Origin of the sequence: Lacrimispora xylanisolvens (assembly GCF_002934545.1) — a bacterium.
Taxonomy (GTDB): Bacteria; Bacillota; Clostridia; order Lachnospirales; family Lachnospiraceae; genus Lacrimispora; species Lacrimispora xylanisolvens.
Map to the genome: position 1 here is coordinate 48,265 of NZ_PTJA01000015.1, position 19,029 is coordinate 67,293.

The 19,029-nt window shown below is 43.4% G+C and carries 16 protein-coding genes; 5 read left to right on the forward strand and 11 right to left on the reverse strand.

Annotated features, from left to right (window positions below; genetic code table 11):
• Window positions 1-5 precede the first annotated feature (5 nt).
• The 4 genes from BXY41_RS22385 to BXY41_RS22400 all read right to left on the reverse strand — a co-directional run bounded on the left by BXY41_RS22385 (window position 6) and on the right by BXY41_RS22400 (window position 3,217).
• Window positions 6-764 carry a lysophospholipid acyltransferase family protein gene (locus tag BXY41_RS22385; protein WP_104439111.1) on the reverse strand — a complete coding sequence of 253 codons (759 nt, stop codon included), beginning with the start codon at window positions 762-764 and terminating at the stop codon, window positions 6-8.
• 54 nt (window positions 765-818) lie between these two features.
• Window positions 819-1,289, reverse strand: a complete 471-nt coding sequence (locus BXY41_RS22390; RefSeq protein ID WP_104439112.1) for a putative ABC transporter permease — start codon at window positions 1,287-1,289, stop codon at window positions 819-821.
• 44 nt (window positions 1,290-1,333) lie between these two features.
• Complete coding sequence (gene cls / locus BXY41_RS22395; RefSeq protein ID WP_104439113.1) at window positions 1,334-2,845, reverse strand: cardiolipin synthase; 1,512 nt, start codon at window positions 2,843-2,845, stop codon at window positions 1,334-1,336.
• Between the two features lie 192 nt (window positions 2,846-3,037).
• The gene (locus BXY41_RS22400; RefSeq protein WP_104439114.1) at window positions 3,038-3,217 is read right to left on the reverse strand and encodes a DUF4250 domain-containing protein; all 180 of its coding nucleotides are present in this window, start codon (window positions 3,215-3,217) and stop codon (window positions 3,038-3,040) included.
• A gap of 128 nt (window positions 3,218-3,345) precedes the next feature.
• Between BXY41_RS22400 and BXY41_RS22405 the strand changes: the two genes are divergently transcribed.
• The gene (locus BXY41_RS22405) at window positions 3,346-4,368 is read left to right on the forward strand and encodes an asparaginase (RefSeq protein WP_104439115.1); all 1,023 of its coding nucleotides are present in this window, start codon (window positions 3,346-3,348) and stop codon (window positions 4,366-4,368) included.
• Between the two features lie 46 nt (window positions 4,369-4,414).
• On the opposite strand, the gene clpB is transcribed toward BXY41_RS22405, so the two are convergent.
• Window positions 4,415-7,003 (reverse strand): ATP-dependent chaperone ClpB, encoded by a 2,589-nt coding sequence (gene clpB, locus BXY41_RS22410; RefSeq protein ID WP_104439116.1) that lies wholly within the window; start codon window positions 7,001-7,003, stop codon window positions 4,415-4,417.
• 212 nt (window positions 7,004-7,215) lie between these two features.
• Here clpB and BXY41_RS22415 point away from each other — a divergent pair, with 212 nt between their 5' ends.
• Window positions 7,216-7,761 (forward strand): glucan-binding protein, encoded by a 546-nt coding sequence (locus BXY41_RS22415; protein WP_104439117.1) that lies wholly within the window; start codon window positions 7,216-7,218, stop codon window positions 7,759-7,761.
• A 14-nt stretch (window positions 7,762-7,775) separates the two neighbouring features.
• Here the strand turns inward: BXY41_RS22415 and BXY41_RS22420 are convergent, their stop codons facing one another.
• The 3 genes from BXY41_RS22420 to BXY41_RS22430 all read right to left on the reverse strand — a co-directional run bounded on the left by BXY41_RS22420 (window position 7,776) and on the right by BXY41_RS22430 (window position 11,047).
• Window positions 7,776-9,098 (reverse strand): MATE family efflux transporter, encoded by a 1,323-nt coding sequence (locus BXY41_RS22420; protein WP_104439118.1) that lies wholly within the window; start codon window positions 9,096-9,098, stop codon window positions 7,776-7,778.
• A 3-nt stretch (window positions 9,099-9,101) separates the two neighbouring features.
• The gene (locus BXY41_RS22425; protein WP_185140386.1) at window positions 9,102-10,094 is read right to left on the reverse strand and encodes a Gfo/Idh/MocA family protein; all 993 of its coding nucleotides are present in this window, start codon (window positions 10,092-10,094) and stop codon (window positions 9,102-9,104) included.
• 65 nt (window positions 10,095-10,159) lie between these two features.
• Window positions 10,160-11,047 (reverse strand): LysR family transcriptional regulator, encoded by an 888-nt coding sequence (locus BXY41_RS22430; RefSeq protein WP_104439119.1) that lies wholly within the window; start codon window positions 11,045-11,047, stop codon window positions 10,160-10,162.
• Between the two features lie 151 nt (window positions 11,048-11,198).
• On the opposite strand from BXY41_RS22430, the gene BXY41_RS22435 reads away from it, so the two are divergent.
• Together BXY41_RS22435 and BXY41_RS22440 are read left to right on the forward strand one after the other, a co-directional pair.
• The gene (locus tag BXY41_RS22435; RefSeq protein ID WP_104439120.1) at window positions 11,199-12,473 is read left to right on the forward strand and encodes an L-cysteine desulfidase family protein; all 1,275 of its coding nucleotides are present in this window, start codon (window positions 11,199-11,201) and stop codon (window positions 12,471-12,473) included.
• A gap of 2 nt (window positions 12,474-12,475) precedes the next feature.
• Window positions 12,476-13,672, forward strand: coding sequence for a dicarboxylate/amino acid:cation symporter (locus tag BXY41_RS22440; protein WP_104439121.1), 1,197 nt, complete (start codon window positions 12,476-12,478; stop codon window positions 13,670-13,672).
• A 59-nt stretch (window positions 13,673-13,731) separates the two neighbouring features.
• Here the strand turns inward: BXY41_RS22440 and BXY41_RS22445 are convergent, their stop codons facing one another.
• Window positions 13,732-15,342, reverse strand: a complete 1,611-nt coding sequence (locus BXY41_RS22445) for a mannitol dehydrogenase family protein (RefSeq protein ID WP_104439122.1) — start codon at window positions 15,340-15,342, stop codon at window positions 13,732-13,734.
• A gap of 15 nt (window positions 15,343-15,357) precedes the next feature.
• Window positions 15,358-16,431, reverse strand: coding sequence for a mannonate dehydratase (gene uxuA, locus BXY41_RS22450; RefSeq protein ID WP_104439123.1), 1,074 nt, complete (start codon window positions 16,429-16,431; stop codon window positions 15,358-15,360).
• A 405-nt stretch (window positions 16,432-16,836) separates the two neighbouring features.
• On the opposite strand from uxuA, the gene BXY41_RS22455 reads away from it, so the two are divergent.
• Window positions 16,837-17,514: a GntR family transcriptional regulator gene (locus BXY41_RS22455; protein WP_104439124.1), complete on the forward strand. Its 678-nt coding sequence runs from the start codon at window positions 16,837-16,839 to the stop codon at window positions 17,512-17,514.
• Between the two features lie 432 nt (window positions 17,515-17,946).
• On the opposite strand, the gene prfA is transcribed toward BXY41_RS22455, so the two are convergent.
• Window positions 17,947-19,020, reverse strand: coding sequence for a peptide chain release factor 1 (gene prfA / locus BXY41_RS22460; protein ID WP_104439125.1), 1,074 nt, complete (start codon window positions 19,018-19,020; stop codon window positions 17,947-17,949).
• Window positions 19,021-19,029: the final 9 nt, after the last annotated feature.

Here is a 19,029-nt window from a genome sequence, read left to right on the forward strand (position 1 = left end):
CTTCTTTACCGGCCAGTCAGCTTTCCCTGAAGGGAAAGTTCTTCTTCCAGCATACTCTCAATCTGTTTTTTTACATAAGCACCGGGGAATTTTTTAGATTCCGGCTCCAGCTCTTTCACCAGGAACGGCTCTCCAAATTCAATGGTTACTTTTGAAGACCGGATAAATGGCAGGTGCTTCTCAAATACTTCTGCCGTTCCGGTTATGGCTACCGGAACCACCGGACAGCCGCTTCTTTCTGCTATTTTCAAGCTGCCTTCTTTAAAAGGAAGAAGTTCCATTATATCATCATTTGTGTTCCTGGTTCCTTCCGGAAAAATCCAGACAGAGACTCCGTTTTTCACCTGCTCGATTCCCTGGAGAATGGTTTTTAACCCTTCTTTTACATTCTTTCTGTCTAAAAACAGACAGTTTACATGCTTCATCCAGCCGGAGAGCAGCGGAATTTTTTCCATCTCTTTTTTAGCCACAAATCCCACCAGACCAGGAACTGTGGTATAGCCAACAAGAATATCAAAATAACTTCTATGATTTCCCACATACAGAACTGCCTGGTCAACTGGTATCTTTTCTTTTCCTTTTACTGTAATTTTAACTCCTGCAAAAAACAGGATAATCTTAAAGATCCACCGGACGTTAGATATACTTCGCTCATCGCTTGCACGAAGATTCTTTTTACCAGACATGTTCTCAAAAATCAGAACCGGGATGCTTAAGATCAGATAAAATATAACGGATGCTGCTACAAGAATAAATCGAATCATTGGTCTAATCCTCCATTCCATCTATTATATAGAATGGACTCTTTAATTACAATACTACCTGCCTTTCTTTTTTGTAATTTGTTCGAACAATAATCCCGTAGCAAACCACAGCGGTGCAAAATCCAAACGGATCAGGCCGTCAATGTTGGTGCTCCTGCCGGTATAATCCCATGGGCAGATCCCCCTGCCGCGTAAAAGTGTTCCGGAGAAATACTCTGCCACGAAAATCAGCACCATATAAAGGAATCCATGACGAATGGCAATATCCGTTCGGGCAACAGCCAGACCGGATCTGGGATTGACCCAGTGGTCAATCATCATTCCAATGGGTGCCAGAAATGCTCCGCATCCATAAATAGGAAACATAAGAAGAGATGTCTGACCCATCAGACGCCAGTCATGACGTAAGAAGGAGTCTGTTGCAGTAAACATTACTTCCAGGCACCAGCCTGTAACCCCGCATTTACAAAAATTTAAGGGTAACTCTTTTAAGTTTAATTGTGATAGTATCTTCATAAGCATCATTATGTGCCGGACATGGAGATATTATGTTGTGCTGTAAAAGAATTCTATAAAAGAGGGGAGAGAAGTCTGCTGCCCTGTTCCTTGATCCGAATGAAGATACTTCTGGCTTCATATCTCTCTGGTGTAATCTCTTCACATACCTTTAAATCTTCCAGGAATAACTCTTCTAATTTTCTGGTAGTCTCTTCATCATAGATCACTGCATTGACTTCAAAGTTCAGTTCAAAGCTGCGGATATCCATATTGGCAGTCCCATAGGAACTGACTTTTCCGTCTGTCATCACTCCCTTTGAATGAAGAAATCCATTTTCATAGGTATAGCATCTGGCACCTTCAGACAACAGATCTCCCACGTAGGAATAGGTAGCCCAGTAAACAAAGGGATGATCCGGTTTGCATGGTATCATGAGCCTGACATCCACGCCTGACCTGGCAGCCACCCTGAGGGCAGAAAGGACTGCATCATCGGGTACAAAATAAGGAGTCTGTATATAGATATGATGCTTTGCTTTTGAGAACAGCCGGATATAATTATCCCGGATCTGTCTGCTTCTGGCGTCAGGACCACTTGCAATAATCTGAATTCCCAGTTTTTTTTCTATCTGATTGATATCCACTACTCCCATATTATAAAGACAGGCTCCATCCTCGTCTTCACAGAAGTAAGTCATATTTTTAAATAAGTTTTCCCCAACTGCATAATTCCAGTCCAGAGCAAAACGAATCTGAAGGCTTAAAACAGATCCACCCTGAAGTTTTAAATGGGTATCCCTCCAGTAACCAAACTTAGGGTCTTTGGAAATATATTCCCTTCCGATGTTGAATCCGCCCACATAACCAATCCGGTTATCGATAACAACAATTTTCCTGTGATTTCTATAGTTAATACGCAGGTGCAGCCTTCCAAGCACTGGCGGGAAGAAGATACCAACCTTAACACCGCTTTCCTTTAATAAGTCCCATTTTGATTTGCGCATGAACCTTCCACCCATACCGTCACAGAGAATCCGGACTTCTACACCGGCCTTTGCCCGTTCAATTAATATGGGGATAATGGAGTCAAACAGTTCATCATTCTTAATAATATAATACTGCAGATGGATAAACCGGCTTGCTTTTGAAAGTTCTTCCCTGAGATCCTGGAACTTTTTCTCTCCATCGGTAAAAATTTCAACGGTATTATCAACGGTGAGAACAGAACCTGAGGTTTCTAAATTGTACATGACCAGATCGGAATAATCCCTTGCAAGGGAAGAATCCAGCCCGATATCATGACTTTTTAAAAACTCCTCCTGATTTCTGGCAGAGTAACGCATCCGGTCCTCCACTTCCTTAACCCGGAACATCTTGCCTTTTCTCATATCCTGCCCAAGTATAAGATAAAAGAGAAATCCGAATACGGGAATAAAATATAACGCTAACAGCCAGGTCCAGACTGCTTTTGGATCCCTCCTTTGAAAAAAAACAATGATAACAGAAAGAATCAGGTTTATATAGATTAAATGATCCATGAGCCATTTCCAGACTGCTATGCTCTGATTCCAGACAGATTCCATATTAAATCCCTCCTTTCTCTTTCTAACCGGTTTCATCGTTTCAAGTATTTTATACTTTCTACATGAAACAGTTTTCCTATTTTCTTCTCTTTCATTCTAATAATTTTATGGTGTGACTCCTGCAAATAGTCTCAAATCTATTTTCCAAAAAGGGTCCCCGCAGCTGCGACGACCCTTTTGTATCCACTTCATTTACAAAAACTGATTTTTCTCATTGTCGTACCGGTAATCAATGGAGGCCAGTGACTTTACAATCTCTTCTTCCTCGATTCCCAGGCTCAGACAGCACTCACTTAAAGATGGATAATAATCTCTCAGCTGAGTATTCATGTAACTGAGCAGCATAACCGGATCTTTGGGTATATTAGCCATTCTATTATCTCCTGTAACTGTTTGTCCCTCATTTTAGCATAGATTTCTTTTATTTTCAAGAAATGACCTGTACGAATGGAAAAAGAAATGCTACAATCAGGTTCATAATCCATCAGGAGGTACTTCAAATGAAAAAAATAATGATGCTGGGAACCGGTGGTACGATTGCATGCAAAAGAGGAGATTCTGGTTTAAAGCCCCTTCTGACTTCAGACGAACTTCTCTCCTATGTTCCCGATGCGGCGGATTTCTGTCAGGTAGACAGTCTTCAGATATTCAATATAGACAGCACCAATATGCAGCCAAAGCACTGGCTGGTAATTGCAAAAGCCATTGAAGATCATTACACTGCCTATGACGGCTTTGTTATCTGCCATGGAACGGATACCATGGCTTACACAGCAGCGGCTCTTTCTTATCTGGTGCAGAACTCCCCAAAGCCCATTGTCATAACCGGTGCCCAAAAACCCATTGACATGGAAAATACTGATGCAAGAACCAATTTATCTGACAGCCTTCGATTTGCCAGTGATGACCGTTCCCATGATGTAAACATCGTTTTTGATGGAAAAGTTATCTCCGGTACAAGAGGGAAAAAGGAACGGACCAAAAGCTACAACGCATTCTCCAGCATTAATTTTCCCTATATTGCTACAATTCAGGATGGACATGTGATCTTTTATCTGGATGACAAAAAAAATAACCGCTTTGCAAGTCCCATGTTTTTTCATAAGCTGAATTTTAATGTAGCACTTTTAAAACTGATTCCATCCATGGGTGCGGATGTTCTGGATTATATGGCAGAGCATTATGATGCAGTCATTATTGAATCCTTTGGAGTAGGCGGTCTGCCCTCTTATGATTCCGGTGATTTTTATAAGGCCATTGAAAAATGGATTTCTCTTGGGAAAACAGTGGTAATGACAACCCAGGTGACCAATGAAGGCAGCAATATGTCAGTTTACGAGGTTGGGCATTCCATAAAAAAAGAATTTGGACTTCTGGAAGCATACGATATGACTCTGGAGGCCACCGTAACCAAGCTCATGTGGATTCTTGGAAAAACAAAAGATCCTAAGGAGATACGGGATACCTTTTATCATACCGTAAACAGAGATATTCTGTGGACCTTGCCAAATACCAATTCCTGAAAATTTCAGCACAAAGGGGAGTCCTGATACGGACCCCCCTGTTTTTTTATTCCAGATAAGCAATCAGTTTATCCCCTTCTTCTGAGACATCAATCACAATGGTACTTCCTGTATGGATCTCATCTCCAAGGATTACCCTGGCAGCAAGAGTCTCCACATGCTTTTGCAGATACCGCTTTAACGGTCTGGCTCCATATACCGGGTCATATCCCTGCTCCACGACAAATTCGCCGGCCTGGTCTGTCAGTTCAATCTTTATCTCACGATCCTCCAGTCTCCGGTTTAAATCCTTCATAAGCAGACTTACAATACCGGAAATGTTACTCTTATCCAGTGGCTTAAACAGAATGATTTCGTCCAGACGGTTTAAAAATTCCGGTCTGAAATGAGATCTTAAATCCCCCATTACCATCTCTTCTGCCGCTTCTGTAATATTCCCATTACTGTCTATCCCTGTAAGAAGGAACTGGGAACCAATATTGGAGGTCATAATAATTATGGTGTTTTTAAAGTCAACCGTCTTTCCGGTGGAATCGGTGATCCGCCCATCATCAAGAACCTGTAAAAGCACATTGAACACATCCGGATGAGCTTTTTCCACTTCGTCAAACAGCACCACGGAATATGGCTTTCTCCGTACTGCTTCAGTCAGCTGGCCGCCCTCATCGTAACCTACATATCCGGGAGGAGCTCCAATCAGTCTGGATACAGAGTGCTTTTCCATATATTCACTCATGTCAATTCTCACAATGTTGTTCTCTTCATCGAACAGACTTTCGGCAAGCGCTTTGGCAAGCTCTGTTTTTCCCACACCGGTAGGACCTAAAAAGAGGAAGGAACCAATAGGTTTCGTGGGATCTTTAATTCCAGCCTTGGATCTGATAATTGCTTCCGTCACCTTTAAAACAGCTTCTTCCTGTCCAATCACCCTCTTATGAAGTTCCTGATCCAGATGAAGTGTCTTATTTCTCTCACTCTCCGTCAGACGGGCAACCGGAATTCCTGTCCATTTTGATACAATTCTTGCAATCTCATCTTCCGTTACACTTTCCCGTACCAGGCTTAAATCCTGATTTTTCACCCGCTCCTCTTCCTCTGCCAGTTCCTTCTGAAGCTGGGGTAATCTGCCGTATTGAAGCTCTGCTGCACGGTTTAAGTCGTATTTCTGCTGAGCAGTCTGAATTTCCCTGTTAAGGTTTTCAATCTCCTCTCTTAAGGAGGAAAGACGTTCTACCGATGCCTTCTCATTCTCCCACTGCGCCTTTTGTGAGGCAAATTCATCATGAAGCTCCGCCAGTTCCTGCTGCAGCTCTGCCAGACGATCCTGACTTAAGCGGTCTGTTTCTTTCTTTAAGGCAGCTTCTTCTATCTCCATCTGCATGATCCGCCTTGACAGCTCGTCAAGCTCAGCGGGCATGGAATCCAGCTCTGTCTTAATCATGGCGCATGCCTCATCCACCAGGTCAATGGCCTTATCCGGCAGAAAACGCTCACTGATATAACGATCAGAAAGGGTGGCCGCAGATACCAGGGCAGAGTCTGTGATTTTCACTCCGTGATAAACCTCGTACCGCTCTTTCAACCCTCTTAAAATGGAAATCGTATCTTCTACAGTGGGCTCATCTACCATAACCGGCTGGAATCTCCGTTCCAGTGCCTGGTCTTTTTCAATATACTGGCGGTATTCATCCAATGTAGTCGCACCAATGCAATGAAGCTCTCCTCTGGCAAGCATGGGCTTCAGCATATTGCCTGCATCCATGGAGCCTTCTGTCTTTCCTGCTCCAACGATGGTATGAAGCTCATCAATAAAAAGAATGATCTGGCCGTCGCTTTTTTTCACTTCATCAAGAACTGCTTTTAAACGCTCTTCAAATTCACCCCGGTACTTTGCACCTGCCAGCAATGCACCCATATCCAGTGCAAACAGCCTTTTATCTTTTAAGCCATCAGGCACATCACCTCTTACAATTCTCTGGGCCAGCCCTTCCACAACTGCGGTCTTACCAACACCCGGCTCTCCGATTAATACCGGGTTGTTCTTGGTCTTCCTGGATAAAATCCGGACTACATTACGGATTTCGCTGTCTCTGCCGATGACAGGATCCAGTTTCTGATCTCTGGCTCTTTCTACCAGGTCATACCCATACTTTGTCAGCGTATCGTAGGTTGCCTCGGGATTATCACTTACAACTCTCTGGTTACCTCTTACTGTGGATAATGCCGTCAAAAAATTCTCTCTTGTAATGCCATAGCTGCGAAACAGTTCTTTTAATGCCTTTGATGGCTGTTTTAACATGGCCAGGAATAAATGCTCAACCGAAACATACTGGTCTCCCATTCCCTTTGCCTCATCCTCCGCACTGATTAAAACCTTATTTAAGTCATTGCTGATGTAAAGCTGTCCGCCGCTTACTTTAGGAAGCTTCTGGATTGCCCCTGCAGCCTCATCAAGAAATAATTCTTTCTGTATATTCATCTTGGTGATCAGTTTTAAAATCAGGCTGTCTTCAATGGTAAGAAGGCTGTACAGCATATGTTCCTGTTCAATCTGCTGGTTTCCGTATTCATACGCAAGCTTTTCGCAGTTCTTCACAGCCTCCATGGACTTCTGTGTAAATTTATTAATGTTCACGGCAATTTCCTCCTTTATCCGGCTCTTTACAAACATTACAGCATTTGTTCTATATGTAATATAACAAACGCATTCAAAAGTGTCAAGATATTTTGATTAAATTTATGATTTATAAATAATATCTTACAGTTTCCTTTCCTTCATTGTTTTTTCTCAGGGGTTCGCTTATAATCGATTCATACAATCTCTGGGAGAACCGGAAGGAGGAGACTATGAACGACAGACGCCGCTTTTTATCGGTCCCTGCCATTCGCCTGGCAGCAGCCGCGCTTTTTTCCGTCTGGTTTGCTGCATACGGTGCAGACCCTTTTATCAGCTATGCCCATACAAAAGAGGAATCCATTTATATTTCCGGAAACTGGGTAAAAGATGACGCCGGTTGGCGCTACTTTAACCAGTGGAATTCCAAATATCCCGCCGGACAGTGGATCGAATATCAGGGTAATTCCTATTATTTTATGGATAATGGATATATGGCCACCGGCTGGCATTATTTAAACGGCCATTGGTATTACTTTAATCCGGAAGAGGGAAGTACACAGGGAGCCATGGTAACCGGATGGATCCGTGACTCTCATTATAATAGCACCTTTTATACAAACCAGATAGGGATTATGGTAACCGGATGGCATAAGATTGATGCCCACTGGTACTACTTTAATCCGGGTCCGGATGGTGTTTTGGGGCAGATGGCAGTGAGCCGGGTGATTGAAGGCTCTTATGTAAATGCAGATGGGAAGATGAATGAAAATCGTTAAAAAGGGCAGTGCCGTTAAGAAACGGACACTGCCCTTTTTTCAATTCCACGAAACCGCAGTGCAAATACAACTGCGCGGAAAAACCAGTCAATAAACATTCCATACCAGATCCCCATTACTCCCAGGTTCATGACCTGCACGAATAAATAGGATGTACCGATCCGGAACAGCCACATGGAAAATACAGAAACCATCATGGTAAACTTTGCATCCATAGAGGCTCTTAACGCATATGGAACTGTAAACGAGATTGGCCACACAATCATGGCAAAACAATGCACCACGATCATCTGGGCTGATATCTGGGCTGCCTGGGGAGACAGATTGTAGATGGATACCAGCTGGTCTGAAAATAGTACCATAACCGTACACAGGACTAATAAGATACCATAATTAATCCCTACCAAAAGCCTGGAGTAATACTTGACCTGTTTGATCTCTCCTGCGCCCACACACTGACCTACAATGGTAATTAAACCAAGCCCGATGGCATTACCGGGAAGGTATAAAAGAGTCACCAGGTTTGATGCCACTGCATAACTGGCAATGGCCGCAGTCCCAAGTGACGAAACCAGGCTCTGAAGCGCAATCTTACCAAACTGAAACATACCGTTTTCCAGACCGTTTGGAATGCCAACCACCAGAATATTCTTTATCATTTTAAAATCCGGTTTCAGCTCGGAAAGCCGCCTGATTCTTACCACATTGTCCGGATTCTGTATCAGATAAAACATCATGACAGCTGCAACAATACGGCTTATGAGAGTGGGATAAGCCACGCCTTCCACTCCCATATGCAGACCATAAACACAAATCGTATTGCCGACGATATTTACCACATTCATAACAAGGGAAACAAACATGGATATCTTGGCATTTCCCATGGACCGGAAAAGCGCGGCACAGGAATTATAGATTGCTATAAATGGATAAGACAGGGCTGTAATCTGAAAATAAATCACAGCAGCGTCCATTACCTCCGGCTCCACATTGCCAAATATCATCCGAAGAAGAAGCCGGTTGCCTGCCAATGCGGCAACTGTAAGCAACAGGGAAAATAAAGCCGTAACTCCCATCAGCTGGCCTGCTGCCTTGCATGCATTCACTGATTGTTTTTTTCCTAAATACTGGGCGGAGATTACCGCACCTCCGGTCGCCAGCGCGGAAAGAATCTGTATAATCAGTATATTGATGGCATCCACCAGAGATACGCCTGATACAGCCGCTTCCCCAACCGCTGCCACCATCACCACAGCCACCATACCTACCAGGACTGCCAGGATCTGTTCTACTATCAAAGGGGCCAGAAGCCCGGTTAAATCTTTTCTTGAAAACATAAATTATTCCTCATTGGTTGTCTCGAATGGGTAACGTATCCCCCACTGTCTTCTCAGCTCGTCCATCACTCTCATTACATTAAGGGTGGTCTGGTGAGGCATCTGCGGGCACTCCGTCCATCCCTGTTCGATCGCGTCTTTACTGGCCAGAACCTGATATTCATATCCGGTGATCTGTTCCGGTCTCTGATAGGAGCCCACCAGCTTCCGGTCTGTATTATATACACAAATGGATTCAAAATTATTGATGTTTTCCACAACCAGGAATCCTTTTGTTCCATAGATAATGCCCTGACGGTCAGAAAGAACCTGGATGGAACTGTTCAATACAGCCATCTTACCGCCTGGATAAAGAAGAGTAATGCTGTTTTGGGCATCCACACCTGTCTCCGTCTTAATCACGCTGGAGGCAATATCAGTAATCTCATCACCAAAAACAAGAGATGCAAAATTAAGGGTATAAACGCCTACATCCAGAAGCGCTCCCCCTGCAAGCTCCGGGGCCACAATCCGGTGTTTATCTGACACCAGGTAGGCCAGATTGGCAGTGAGTGTCATGGGTTCTCCGATGATGCCGGAAGCAAGAACTTCCTTCAGCGTATCAGCCATCGGCATATACCGCACCCACATGGCTTCTGTAATCATCAGGTTTTTCTCCTGAGCCAGGTCAATCATCTCTTTTGCCTGGGAATAATTAGCTGCAAATGACTTTTCACACAGAACATGCTTTCCATGTTCCAGGCACAGCCTGGCATTCCTGCTGTGCTCCGAATGGGGAGTCGCAATATAAATCAGCTGAACCTCACTGTCAGCTGCCAGCTCTTCATAGGAGCCATAAGCTTTTTTTATAGAAAAACGTGCTGCAAAATCTTCTGCCTTTTCAAGACTTCGGGAAGCAGCACCATATAAGCAGACTTCAGGCATCTGAACCATGGTCTCTGCCAAAATTGATGCAATTCTACCTGTTCCCATGATTCCAACTTTCAATACTTCCATATTTTATCCTCCAGCTGATTATTTTAGTTCTTTCAGTATAACACATGGATAAAGCCCGTACAACATCAATGCTCCTCCATCTCCAAAACCAGCTCCATAAAAGCCTTCATCTCCCTGCTGAGCCATTTATCCTTATGATAAACAATCTGTCTCCAGGTTCTTAAATAAAATTCTTTCATGGAAAGAGCCGTCAAATGTCCCTGTTCCATCTCCTCCCTGATTGTAAACTCCGGTAGAAAGGAGATTCCTTCATTCTGTTTCAGCAGCTTAATAATAAATTCCGTATTCCCTATTTCCAGGAAGGGATGAAGTTTCTTATCATCCGATGCCAGATACTGTTCCAGAATAAACCGGTAGCTGGCATCCTTTTCTGTTAAAATCAGGGGCTGAGTAATGATCTGGTCAATGGTAAGTCCGGTTTCCTTTGCAAAGATATGATCCTTTGATGCGGCAAATATGATCTCTTCCGGCTTCTCCAGTATTTTAACCCATTTGGCATCATACATTCTGCGATCCAGAAAATAAACCATATCCACCTGATTGCTGTTCATCATGTTCAGCAGGATCTCCGGAGAATCAATCACAATATTAATGTTTACTTTGGGATAACGGTGATGATACTCCCTGATTAATGGAGGAAAAAGAGTGGAACAGATGGATTCAATGGTACCGATCACAAGAGTGCCGGTCAGCTCCGAGGACTGGCCAAGGGCGTTACGGGCATAAGCCACATTCCTCATAATTTCAGATGCGTACTGGTAAAACATCTCTCCTTCATGTGTTAAAGTAGTCTGCTTGCCAATCCGGTCAAACAAATGAACGTTTAATTCTTTTTCCAGCTGTTTAACCTGAACCGTCACTGCTGCCTGAGAATATTTAAGCTTTTCTGCCGCCCTGCAAAAGCTTTTTAAATCAGCAACTTCTAAAAATGTTCGTATTTCACGGAGTTCCATATCGATCCTCTCTTAATTTAAAAATATTAAACGATATCATAAAAACATTAAATTTTACATTCATTTATATTTATGGTACATTAAAGTCACTCAGAAATCAACTCAAAGGATGAGTATTTTCAGGACACGATTAGAAAGGACTTTAAAAAGTATGGAAAAGGCAGAATGTAAATACCGCGCCTACGTGCAGATTCTAAAGGAAGAGCTGATACCGGCTATGGGCTGTACGGAACCGATTGCTCTGGCTTATGCTGCTGCAGTAGCGAAAAAGACACTGGGCGCCATTCCGGACAAGGTGGTAGTTGGTGCCAGCGGGAGCATTATCAAAAATGTAAAATCCGTCATTGTTCCCAACACCGGCCACCTGAAAGGAATACCGGCAGCTGTAGCCGCAGGAATTGTGGCGGGAGATCCGGATAAGGAACTGGAAGTGATTTCCTGTGTTACACCGGACCAGATCTCTGAGATGAAGCAATTCATGGAGGAGACTGAAATAGGGGTTGTACATATTGATAATGGAATCACGTTTGATATCCTGATCACTCTGTACAAAGGATCCTCCACATGCACAGTGCGGATAGCCAATTACCATACCAACATTGTACTAATCGAAAAGGACGGGACGGTCTTAAAACAGCTGGATGCCGGCATAGAAGAAGAGGCGCTGACAGACCGGAGCATACTCAGCATGGAAGATATCTGGGATTTTATCAATACCGTTGACATTGCTGATATCAAGGAAACGCTGGACCGACAGATCCGGTACAACTGGGCTATTGCAGAGGAAGGCCTGACCAATGACTACGGCGCCAATATTGGCAAAGTCCTGTTAAAGAGTGCAGGCAGCGACATTTCCCTGAAAGCAAAGGCCATGGCTGCCGCTGGTTCCGATGCCCGTATGAATGGCTGCGAGCTTCCGGTCATCATTAATTCCGGCAGCGGCAATCAGGGAATTACCGTTTCGGTTCCAGTCATTGTCTATGCCAGAGAATTAGGCGTCAGTGAGGAAACCATGTACCGGGCACTTGCCTTATCCAACTTAACTTCCATTCATCAAAAGACTCCCATCGGAAGATTATCCGCGTATTGCGGAGCGGTAAATGCCGGGGCTGGGGCTGGGGCTGGAATCGCTTATTTATGCGGAGGCGGCTACGAGGAAGTGATACATACCGTTGTCAATGCGCTGGCCATTGTATCGGGTATTGTATGTGATGGGGCAAAAGCTTCCTGTGCGGCAAAGATAGCCTCTTCCATTGAAGCAGGAATCTTTGGATACAGCATGTACAGTCATGGACAGCAATTTCTGGATGGGGACGGCATTGTCACAAAAGGCGTAGAGGCTACGCTGAAAAACGTTGGCAGATTGGGGAAAAAAGGAATGAAGGAGACCAACGAGGAAATCATTAAAATCATGATAGGAGAATAGGTATGAAAAAATTAGTAAGTAGTTTACCCTTTAAATTACTGCTGGGGGTTATTGGGGGAATCTTAATCGGACAGTTGGCTGGAGAACAATTGATGAATGTTGTGGTGACAGTCAAATACATACTGAACCAGATCATTGTATTCTGCGTTCCGCTCATCATCATCGGATTTATTGCCCCATCTATCACAAGATTAGGCAATAATGCTTCTAAAATGCTGGGAATCGCTGTTTCTGCAGCTTATATTTCCTCCATAGGTGCGGCCTTGTTTTCCATGGCTGCCGGATACATTATAATCCCCCATCTGTCCATCTCACCAAGTACAGATGGCCTAAAGGAGCTTCCCGGAATTGTATTCCAGCTGGATATCCCTCAGATTATGCCGGTCATGAGTGCTCTGGTATTTTCACTTCTACTGGGACTTGCCGCTACCTGGACAAAAGCTGCAGCAATTACTCAGGTATTGGAGGAATTTCAGGAAATTGTCCTGTCCATTGTAACAAAGGTTGTCATACCCATTCTTCCTGTTTTTATCGCTTTTACATTCTGCGCCCTTTCCTATGAAGGAACCATCACAAAACAGCTGCCCGTTTTCCTTCAGGTAGTGTTAATTGTTATGGTTGGACACTATATCTGGCTGGCAGTTCTGTATCTGATTGGGGGCGCCTATTCCAGGAAAAATCCATTGGACGTTCTGCGCAATTACGGCCCTGCCTACATCACTGCAGTAGGAACCATGTCTTCAGCTGCCACTCTTGCAGTCGCTTTAAAATGTGCCAAAAAATCACAGCCTGTGTTAAGAGAAGATATGGTGGACTTTGGTATCCCGCTTTTTGCCAACATCCACTTATGCGGATCTGTACTCACCGAGGTTTTCTTTGTCATGACTGTATCAAAGATCCTTTACGGTTATATTCCATCTCTTGGCTCCATGCTTTTGTTCTGCGCTCTGTTGGGTGTATTTGCAATCGGGGCTCCCGGTGTTCCCGGAGGAACGGTTATGGCATCTCTCGGTCTGATCACCGGAGTTTTAGGTTTTGATGAGATGGGTACTGCTCTTATGCTGACCATCTTTGCCCTCCAGGACAGCTTTGGAACTGCATGCAATGTAACAGGAGACGGAGCTCTCACCATGATTCTCACCGGCTTTGCAGAAAAACATGGAATTAAAAATCAGAAAATAGAATCTGGAATGTCATAAATAAAAAGGGTCCTGGCAAAGAATAAAGTTTCTCTGCCAGGGCCCTGATTGTATCCTTATTAATTCAGCTCACGCTTCAGTGTTTCTCTTACTGCTCCTGCTCCGGTAATCTGGGCGCAGAACATCTCTTCAATTTTTTCTCCAATGCCTGCCTGATAAAGGTCAATTCCGAAAATATGCTCATTAGAGAGGATTTCCTTCAGCTGTCCATGATATGTCTCCGGTTTGCCAAACTCAATTCCTTTCAGCTTTTCTGTCAGTTCAGGAATCATAGGATCAGAGGAGAGTTCAAATGCCTTACCCTGATCATCCACAGCCAGAAGATAGCGGCACCATCCAGCAATTGCCAGCGGGATGGCTTTTAATTTTTTTGCATCTCCGTATTTTTCCACATATGCCTTAATGGTCTCACCATAACGGATTCCCACCTTCTGAGATGTATCCGTAGCGATTCGCTGAGGTGTATCAGGCATAAAAGGATTGGGAATTCTGACACGGATTACTTCATCTACGAATTCCAATGGAGACAGAATTCCCGGGTCAGTCACTACCGGCATTCCTTCTACCGGACCGATCTCATGAACCAGACGGTTCAGCTCTGTATCCTTCATCTCATCTGCAATCAAATCATATCCAAGAACGCAGCCATAAACAGCCAGCGCTGTGTGCAGCGGATTTAAGCAGGTGGTAACTTTCATACGCTCTACTTTATTTACAGTATCCCGGTCTGTCATATACACTCCGGCTTTCTCAAGCGCCGGTCTTCCGTTGGGGAATTTGTCTTCAATTACCAGATACTGGGGTCCTTCTGCATTGACAAATGGCGCAATGTAGGTTTTTTTGGAAGTGATCACCGGAGCCATATCCTCAACTCCTGCTTTTTCCAGTTCACTGCATACAGAATCTGCAGGACGTGGTGTGATCTTGTCAATCATGGACCAGGGGAAGGAAACAACTGATTCATCTTCCAGATAATCAACAAATGCTTTCTCTGCAAATCCCCTGCTCTCCCACTCTTTTGCAACTGTGACGATGGACTGTTTCAGTTTTTCACCATTATGAGAGCAGTTATCCATAGAAACCACTGCCAGAGGTGCTTTGTTTGCCTTAAACCGTTCAAGGAGAAGGGCACATACCACAGCCATGGCAGAAACTGCTTTCTCAGGACCATTATCCAGATCAGCTAAGATAAATGGGAAATAATTTCCTTCGGTTCCTTTCAGTGCATAGCCTTTCTCTGTAATGGTAAAAGAAGCCATCTGAAGTTCCGGATTAACGAAGATCTCTTTCAGACGATTCCACTCAGCTGCAACACCTGACTGGGCTCGGATCGCTTCTGTCAGGGAGCCGATCACCTTTTTTCCAGTAGAACCATCTGCGTTCAGGGTTACTGCAAGAACCAGATTGTCATATGGATCATAGATCTTATCAATTACATCAAAGTCAAAGGTCTCCACACAGGTGATTCCCTTGGTGCTCTCGCCCTGTGCAATTAAGGTATCTGCAATTCCACCGATAAAGATACGAAAGATATTACCTGCGCCAAAATGTACCCAGACCGGTGACTCTTTTGTTTCTCTGACCACTGTTTCAATGTCATAAAGCGGAAGGCTGATTCCAGCTGCCTCCCAGGCTTCTTTTTTCTTTAAACCTTCTAATGTCAGCTTCATACCGGCACTGCCTCCTTAGTTTTTCCCAGATTCCTTATCAATGGCTTCCCATAATCCCTGAAGATATACTGCACCCAGTGCTCTGTCATAAAGACCATATCCAGGCATGGCAACCTCATCCCAGATCATTCTTCCATGATCCGGACGGATTACACCGTCAAATCCTGTTTCATACAGTGCTTTCATAATTGCATGCATGTCCATGGATCCGTCAGAAGAAAGATGAGCTGCTTCTTCGAAATCTCTGTCGCTGTTATATTTTAAGTTTCTTACATGTGCAAATGGAATTCTTCCTTTTGCAGCTTTGATAATATCACAGATATCATTAGCCGGATTGGAACCAAGTGATCCTGTGCATAAGGTAATACCGTTGTATGGCTTGTCAACTGCCTTTAACAGTTTTACAATTCTGTCTTTGTCGCGTACAATTCTTGGAAGACCAAAGATCGGCCATGCCGGATCGTCGGGATGAATACCCATTTTAATATCATATTTTTCACAAACTTCGCCAATTGACTCCAGGAAATAAACAAGATTATTAAACAGTTTCTCATCATCAATGTCTTTGTATGCTTCAAATAAAGCTTCCAGACGGGAAAGACGCTCTGGCTCCCAGCCTGGCATTACAAAGCCGTTGGACATCTTTTCTACTGATTCCTTCATATGTGCAGGATCGATTTTATCTACTACATCCTGGTTATATGCAAGTACGGTTGATCCATCCGGACGTACTCTTGCAAGATCGGAACGTGTCCAGTCAAATACAGGCATAAAATTGTAGCAAACCATATGAATTCCGGCTTTTCCAAGATTCTCAAGAGTCTCAATATAATTAGCAATATGCTGTTCCCGTTTTTCCGTACCAATCTTAATATCATCAGAGATATTAACGGATTCAATTCCTGCGATGGTAAGGCCTTCTTCTTCTACTACTCTTTTCAGTTCAGCAATCTCTGCTTCTGTCCAGACTTCTCCTGCCTGCTTTCCCATCAGAGTTGTAATTACACTTTTCACTCCAGGTATCTGTTTGATTTGTTTCAGGGACACACTGTCATATCCTGGTCCATACCAGCGTAAAGTCATTTCCATCGTTTTGTTCCTCCTGTTTTGCAATCAGTTATTGTTTTACTTTATCATGAGGCCGGCACATAATAAGTCCTGTCCTATTATATGCTAGTATTGCCCAGCCAACCAAACATGTATGAATTTCTCTTTTACATGTCTTTCTATCTTGTATGGTAGTATATTACGGAGAAATATTCAATATGTAATTTTGTATATTTTTTATCTTATTTTTTGTGCATTATGACATATTTTCACTTTTATCCCTTATTTCATTGACATTTACCCGCTTTCAAAGCATGATACTTGTATACAAGTTATTGCCTATTTTCAGGGGTTATCAATAAAACAATAGATAAACTTGCTGTTCAGTAGTATACTAACCGTATGTTCCTGCCTGCAGGATTTATATTTTGATAAGAGAGGTTTTTTATGAAATTGTTCGATCGGTCTCCCGGAGAGAATGCCAGAAATTATGCGATACGCGTTCTTCTCTATAATATTATTAACTTAGAGCTTGCTCCAGGAAGTGCAGTAAGTGAAAATGAGCTTTCTTCCACTTTGAATCTTTCAAGAACACCAGTCAGAGAAGCGCTGATTGAACTTAGCAAATCCAGCCTAGTTGAAATACTGCCCCAGCGGGGAAGTTATATTTCTAAAATAGATTATGAACGAATTGAAGAAGCCCGCTTTATGAGACTTGTTCTAGAGAACGCTGTGGTGAAGCTTGCCTGTGAAAGTCCTGAACCGGTGGACTTAAAGAAGCTGAAGGATAATATCAGTGAGCAGAAGTTCTGTCTGGAACAGGAAGACACAGCCAGATTCTTTCCTCTGGATAATGAATTTCACATGCTTTTATTCCAGTCCGTGAATAAGGCCAGAACATTTGAGGTCATCCAGTCCCAGATGGTACATTTTGACCGGATCAGAACTCTTTCCTTAAAGTCCAGTAAGCCCACCAAGATCGTGGAAGATCACGAGAATATTATCTATGCCATCGAGCGCAGGGATACAGAACTGGCTGAAATTTTAATGACCAGACATATCAACCGGCACCAGATGGAAAAATCAGAACTTGTGGCAGCATTCCCCGACTATTTTATTCAATAAGAAAAAAAATCCCTCTCAGACAACGACTATGTCCAAGAGGGATTTTTCAGATATTTTGTATTTTTATTGGTATATTTATAAGATGACTCATATAATTATACTGGCAGGTACAAACTGCTGGCAATCGTGTATAGGGTGGTAGGCCTCGATTCTACATAGAATGGAGGTGTTGCTCATGAAGAATTATGACTTTAAGGACCTGATGTCTTTTGGTATGTTCCTTCTGGCACTGCTGACATTCGTCTTTATGACGTGTCATTAACCGCAAAAAGCCTTCCCTGTACTTTGGCCGGTCGGGAAGGTTTTTGCTTTTCAACTTAGCCAACCACCCTGTGGCGATTGCCTTTCTTTATTATATTATACCTGCAATATAAAATATTACAAGTACAGGCATTTATTTTGAAATCATTTCAGAAATTTCTAGCAATCCCCTTAATTCTCATTCAGTCTGGCAAGCTTTTCTGCCTGATCTGCTGCAATCAGAGAATCCAAAAGTTCGTATATATCTCCATTCATAATGGAATCAATCTTATAAAGAGTCAGCTTAATCCGGTGATCAGTCACACGGCCCTGTGGGAAATTGTAGGTTCTGATCTTCTCAGACCGGTCACCTGTACCAATCTGGCTTCTGCGGGCCTCTGACTCAGAATTCTGTCTCTTCTCCAGCTCAATATCATATAGCTTGGAACGAAGCAGACGAAATGCCTTCTCTTTGTTCTGAAGCTGGGATTTTTCAGTCTGGCTGTAAATTACAATACCAGTAGGCATATGTGTCAGACGAACAGCGGAATCCGTTGTGTTGACGCACTGTCCGCCGTTACCGGAAGCACGCATAACATCGATTCTTACGTCCTTATCTTCAATCACTACATCCACATCTTCCGCTTCCGGCATAACTGCCACAGTAGCCGTAGACGTATGAATTCTTCCGCCGCTCTCTGTCTCCGGCACTCTCTGAACACGGTGAACGCCGCTTTCGTATTTCATCTTGGAATAAGCGCCTTTTCCTGTAATCATGGCAACAACTTCCTTAAAACCGCCGATTCCGTTCTCATTAACGCTGATTAACTCAACTTTCCATCTCTGTGCTTCAGCATAATTGACATACATACGGTACAGCTCAGAAGCAAAAAGGGCTGCCTCGTCGCCGCCTGCTCCTGCACGGATCTCCAGCATGATATTTTTATCATCATTGGGATCCTTAGGTAAAAGAAGTATTTTCAGCTCCTGTTCCAACTGTTCAATGCGCTTTTTAGCATCGGATAATTCTTCCTTTGCCATCTCCCGCATCTCTTCATCGCTCTCTTCCTCAAGAAGAGCCACACTTTCTTCCACGGTTTGTTTTGCTTTCTTATACTGGGTATAAGCTTCCACCAGGTCTGCTAAATCTGCCTGTTCCTTCATCAGCTTCCGAAACCGGTTCTGATCCTCTGCAACAGACGGGTTATTCAGTTCCTGCATCAGCTCTTCATAATGAATTAATATATCATCTAAACGATCAAACATTGGTATCCT